General features: G+C 45.9%; 4 protein-coding genes. 3 read left to right on the top strand and 1 reads right to left on the bottom strand.

The window, feature by feature from the left end:
* Nucleotides 1-85: 85 nt before the first annotated feature.
* A complete protein-coding gene (typA, locus tag AB4167_RS18880; protein ID WP_017059220.1) occupies nucleotides 86-1,921 on the bottom strand; it encodes a translational GTPase TypA in 1,836 nt (611 codons plus the stop codon).
* 562 nt (nucleotides 1,922-2,483) lie between these two features.
* On the opposite strand from typA, the gene glnA reads away from it, so the two are divergent.
* The 3 genes from glnA (at nucleotide 2,484) to glnL (ending at nucleotide 5,916) form a co-directional block, all read left to right on the top strand.
* On the top strand, nucleotides 2,484-3,893 hold the full coding sequence (gene glnA, locus AB4167_RS18875; protein WP_017059221.1) for a glutamate--ammonia ligase: 1,410 nt from the start codon (nucleotides 2,484-2,486) through the stop codon (nucleotides 3,891-3,893).
* A gap of 214 nt (nucleotides 3,894-4,107) precedes the next feature.
* The gene (locus AB4167_RS18870) at nucleotides 4,108-4,671 is read left to right on the top strand and encodes a DUF4124 domain-containing protein (protein WP_102394311.1); all 564 of its coding nucleotides are present in this window, start codon (nucleotides 4,108-4,110) and stop codon (nucleotides 4,669-4,671) included.
* 168 nt (nucleotides 4,672-4,839) lie between these two features.
* The gene (glnL, locus tag AB4167_RS18865; RefSeq protein WP_019826501.1) at nucleotides 4,840-5,916 is read left to right on the top strand and encodes a nitrogen regulation protein NR(II); all 1,077 of its coding nucleotides are present in this window, start codon (nucleotides 4,840-4,842) and stop codon (nucleotides 5,914-5,916) included.
* Nucleotides 5,917-6,000: the final 84 nt, after the last annotated feature.

The raw sequence follows: 6,000 nt of genomic DNA, 5'->3' as shown, positions 1-6,000 counted from the left end.
ATGCTCGGCGCACAACAAAAGCCCCGAGCAGCTAGGCTACTCGGGGCTTTCTTATCTACTTAGCTAGAAGCTAGTCAGCTGGCAATTAAGCCTTAGCTGGACGTGCTGCACGCTTACGTTCGTTTTCAGTAAGAAGCTTCTTACGGATACGAATGCTTACTGGCGTTACTTCTACTAGTTCGTCTTCGTCGATGAACTCAAGAGCTTGCTCTAGAGTGTGACGGATAGGTGGCGAAAGAACCTGTGCTTCATCAGTACCAGATGCACGAACGTTCGTTAGCTGCTTACCTTTCAGACAGTTTACTGTTAGGTCGTTTGAACGGTTGTGAATACCGATGATTTGACCTTCGTATACTTCATCCGCGTGCTCAGCAAATAGACGACCACGTTCTTGTAGGTTGAATAGTGCGTAAGTCAGAGCTTTACCAGTTGCGTTCGAGATTAGAACACCGTTGTTACGTTGACCGATTACGCCGCCTTTGTGAGGACCGTAGTGATCAAATGAGTGGTAAAGAAGACCAGAACCAGACGTTAGAGTTAGGAACTCAGTTTGGAAACCGATAAGACCACGAGAAGGCATCATGAAGTCCATGCGAACACGGCCTTTGCCATCTGGAGACATATCAGTTAGCTCACCTTTACGTAGACCGATGTTTTCCATGATGCCACCTTGGTGCTCTTCAAGCACGTCGATAGTCACAGTTTCAAACGGTTCAGTTAGGTTGCCATCTTCGTCTTTCTTGATGATAACTTCTGGACGAGATACAGCTAGCTCGAAACCTTCACGACGCATGTTTTCGATCAGGATAGATAGGTGAAGTTCACCACGACCTGAAACACGGAAACGATCTGGGTTATCAGTTTCTTCAACACGTAGTGCAACGTTGTGTACTAGTTCTTTCTCTAGACGCTCAAGGATGTTACGTGAAGTAACGAACTTACCTTCTTTACCCGCGAACGGAGAAGTGTTTACTTGGAACGTCATTGTTACTGTTGGTTCATCAACAGAAAGCGGAGTCATTGCTTCAACATTGTTTACGTCACAGATAGTGTCTGAAATTTTCAGCTCACCAAGACCAGTGATTGCAATGATGTCGCCAGCGTTAGCTTGCTCAACTTCGTGACGGTCAAGACCTAGGTAACCAAGAACTGTACCTACTTTACCGTTACGTTTTTTGCCTTCTGCATTGACGATAGTTACTTGTTGGTTTGGTTTAACAGAACCACGAGTAACACGAGCAACACCGATAACACCTACGTAAGAGCTGTAATCAAGTTGCGAAATTTGCATTTGTAGTGGACCGTCAAGGTCAACTGCAGGCGCGTCTACTGTATCAACAACAGCTTGGAACAATGGTTCCATGTTCTCGCCAGTTTCGCCTTCAGTCATTGTTGCCCAGCCGTTTAGAGCTGAAGCGTAAACAACTGTGAAGTCTAGTTGCTCATCAGTAGCACCTAGGTTGTCGAAAAGGTCGAATACTTGATCCATAACCCAATCAGGACGAGCGCCTGGGCGGTCAATCTTGTTGATTACAACGATTGGCTTAAGACCGTGTGCGAATGCTTTTTGCGTTACGAAACGAGTTTGAGGCATTGGGCCATCAACTGCGTCAACGATAAGCAGAACAGAGTCAACCATAGACATGATACGCTCAACTTCACCACCGAAGTCCGCGTGTCCCGGAGTATCTACGATGTTGATGCGGTAATCATTCCAGTTGATTGCTGTGTTCTTAGCAAGAATGGTAATGCCACGCTCTTTTTCGATGTCATTCGAATCCATGACACGCTCTTCAGCTTCACCACGAGACTCAAGAGTGCCTGACTGTTGTAGCAGTTTATCAACCAAAGTCGTTTTACCGTGGTCAACGTGCGCGATGATCGCGATATTTCTTAACTTATCAATCTGTGGAGTAGACATGGATTCTCGATTCACTCATAAAAGTAGCCGTCACTTATCTCAAAAGTTTGGATAATAACCGCTAGCTTGATTTAAAAAACGGTCAATAATATACCAGATTCTAGACAAAAACCCAGAAATATGTGATCTGAACCAAGGCTTTTTTCTTTATTAGCGATTCATATCCGCTTAACTTTGATTCAGTACAGTGTTGAGCAGCCAAATTCGTAGGACTCTAAAAAAGTATCACCTACGAGTGGCGAGCCAAATCTCCCGCAAAATAACAAAAGTGGATTGACAACTTAGGCAATTCATTGCTGAATGGTGCTCGCTTATGTCTCATATTGGTGCACAGACAAACAGTTGCACCAATAAAGTGCAACTAGAGATCATTTTGGTGCAAAAACCAGATTAAGAAAAATCGCAAAACAAGTAAATCATTGAAATTAATGGAATAATTTTTTTGGCACGTTTTTGGCAGTAGATAAATCAGCATCGATTAATGCACTTATAGACATTAATCAATGCTAGTTTCAACCGAATCGAGCTAATACCGAATTAATAACACTGGAGGTTATCCAAGATGTCAGTAGAAAATGTACTATCCCTGATCCAAGAGAACGAAGTTAAATTTATCGACTTACGTTTTACTGATACAAAAGGTAAAGAGCAGCATATCTCTATTCCTTCTCACCAAGTTGATGCAGACTTCTTCGAAGAAGGCAAAATGTTTGACGGCTCTTCAGTAGCTGGTTGGAAAGGCATTAACGAATCTGACATGGTAATGATGCCAGACGCAGCATCTGCTGTACTGGACCCATTCACAGAAGACGCAACACTAAACATCCGTTGTGACATCCTTGAGCCTGCAACAATGCAAGGCTACGACCGTGACCCACGCTCTATCGCTAAACGTTCTGAAGAGTACCTACGTTCTACAGGTATCGCAGACACAGTTCTAGTTGGTCCAGAGCCAGAATTCTTCCTATTTGACGACGTTAAGTTCTCAAACGACATGTCCGGTTCTTTCTTCAAGATCGATGACGTAGAAGCAGCTTGGAACACAGGTTCTGACTTCGAAGGCGGTAACAAAGGTCACCGTCCTGGCGTTAAAGGCGGTTACTTCCCAGTAGCTCCAGTAGATTCATCTCAAGACATCCGTTCAGCAATGTGTCTAGTAATGGAAGAGATGGGCCTAGTTGTTGAAGCTCACCACCATGAAGTAGCAACTGCGGGTCAAAACGAAATCGCTACTCGCTTCAACACGCTAACAGCGAAAGCTGATGAAACTCAAATCTACAAGTACGTTGTACACAACGTTGCTCACGCATTTGGTAAAACAGCGACATTCATGCCTAAGCCACTAGTTGGTGACAACGGTTCTGGTATGCACGTTCACCAATCTCTAGCAAAAGACGGCGTTAACCTGTTTGCTGGTGATAAGTACGGCGGCCTATCTGAAATGGCTCTTTACTACATCGGTGGTGTAATCAAGCACGCTCGTGCAATCAACGCGTTTGCTAACCCATCAACTAACTCGTACAAGCGTCTTGTACCTGGTTTCGAAGCACCTGTAATGCTTGCTTACTCAGCACGTAACCGTTCTGCTTCTATCCGTATCCCAGTAGTACCAAGCCCTAAAGCACGTCGTATCGAGCTACGTTTTGGTGACCCAGCAGCTAACCCATACCTATGCTACTCAGCAATGCTTATGGCTGGCCTTGACGGCATCAAGAACAAGATTCACCCAGGCGAAGCTATGGATAAAGATCTATACGACCTTCCTGCAGAAGAAGCAGCTGAAATCCCAACAGTTGCAGAATCTCTACAAGAAGCTCTAGCAGCGCTTAGCGAAGACCGTGAGTTCCTAACAGCTGGCGGCGTATTCTCTGACGATTTCATCGATTCTTACATCACTCTGAAATCTGACGACGTACAACGCGTGAACATGGCTACACACCCACTTGAGTTTGAACTGTACTACTCAGTTTAATCTCCTGTAGAGATAAGCCATTTCTTACTGCAACCTTGTAAGAATCGCTGACTAAATATTAGGCTCGCCTCGCAGGCGGGCCTTTTTTATATTCTCCCTCCCCCCGCTTCCTCGTACCATACCTTAGACAAAAGCCCTCAGAGGCTGTCGCGCTAAATACAATAAAACCAACGCCAAACGTGAAATCACCTAGCGGTGAAAAGAGGCTAAAGATATGAAAAACATACTGTTCCTAATCGGGTTAACAGTCGCGCTCTCGTGCTCTGCTCAAACTGTGTATACCTGGGTAGATGAAGATGGCGTGCTCCACTTTAGTGATAACCCTAGCGCTCAAGATGCCGAGGCTCTTCGCCTGCCAGATGTGCAAGCTTCAGCACCCGCCCCTAAATTTGAGGCCTCGACTCCGGTTGACGCCGCAGCTTCCTCTACAACTAAAACGCCAGCTAAAACCCAGGCAGAAACCGAAACCACAGAGCGCGAGGTTCCCACTCAATTAACTCTCACCATGCTGACTCCAGTTCATGATCAAACCATTCGCAACAACCGCGGCTTAATCCCGATTCAGATAGAGCTCAACCGAAAACTTGGTATTGGGGAGCAATTACAATTGATGCTTGATGGCCGTCGATATGGCGCCCCACAGACCCAGCCTATTTGGGAATTAAAAGGTATCGATCGAGGTACTCACACCATTGCAATTCAAGCACATAGAAGCGGCAAGCTTATTGCATCTACTAGTCCAGTCACCGTGTATTTACATCGAGCGACGCTCAAGTAGGCCAATGTGTTAAAAGAGGCCAAATAACCTCTACTTTTCACCTAATCGAAGCAGCTTTCAGCGACTCTAATGAATTATCTTTAGCTTCTGGTTGATATGCGCCATACTTGAACTTAGCCACGCACCAATTTGGTGCAGTGAGAAAAACACCAGTTCAAGGACGAAATAGTGAATCGATCAGCCAAAAGCGACAGCATAGATACACACCATCTTTCCAGCGCCATTCTCGACAATATGGTGACTTCGACATTAATGCTCGATGAGCAATTGTATGTCCGATACGCAAATCCGGCGGCTGAGCAGCTCTTTTCACAGAGCGCACGACGCATCGTTGATCATCCACTGAGCCAACTTATCCAACACGCTTCACTTGATTTGGCGCTTCTGACGCAACCGCTACAAAGTGGCCAGAGCATTACCGACAGTGACGTTACCTTCGTTGTTGATAACCGCCCACTGATGCTTGAAGTCACGGTTAGCCCAATATCTTGGCAGCGAGAGACGCTGTTATTGGTTGAGATGCGCAAGATAGACCAGCAAAGACGCCTCAGCCAAGAGCTCAACCAACACGCACAACAACAAGCAGCTAAGCTGTTAGTGCGCGGGTTAGCACATGAGATTAAGAACCCACTCGGTGGCTTAAGAGGTGCGGCGCAGTTACTTGGTAAAATGCTTCCTGATCAGTCTCTTAATGAATATACGCAGATCATTATTGAGCAAGCCGACCGCCTAAGAGCGTTAGTCGATCGCCTGCTTGGCCCTCAGAAGCCGGGGACTAAGTCAGAAGAGAACCTTCACCAGATACTTGAGAAAGTCAGGCAGCTCGTAGAGCTCGAATCGGGTTCAACGCTCGCCATCGAAAGGGATTACGACCCGAGCCTACCGGACATCTTGATGGATTCGGCACAGGTTGAACAAGCGATGCTCAATATCGTGAGCAATGCAGCGCAGATTCTAAAGACTCAAGATTCTGGCAAAATCACCATTCGCACCAGAACGGTGCATCAAGCAAATATTCACGGGCAGCGACACAAACTCGCAGCTCGTATTGAGATCAGCGATAACGGTCCGGGCATCCCCGATGATTTAAAAGACACGCTGTTTTACCCAATGGTCAGCGGACGAGAAGGTGGAACAGGGCTGGGGCTATCGATTTCTCAAAACCTGATCGATCAACACAATGGGAAAATTGATGTTGAAAGCTGGCCAGGCAACACCACATTCACGATTTATCTACCGATTTAGGTCATAAGAACCTCGCTATTGGACAGCGAGATGAAAGGCTTAGCTCGGTAACACAAAGATTAAGACATCATAAAAACAACAATG

The organism is Vibrio sp. 10N.286.49.E11, from assembly GCF_041469505.1.
GTDB lineage: Bacteria > Pseudomonadota > Gammaproteobacteria > Enterobacterales > Vibrionaceae > Vibrio > Vibrio crassostreae_C.
The sequence above is the reverse complement of the archived record's forward strand: the minus strand, read 5'-3'. Positions and strand labels throughout refer to the sequence as shown.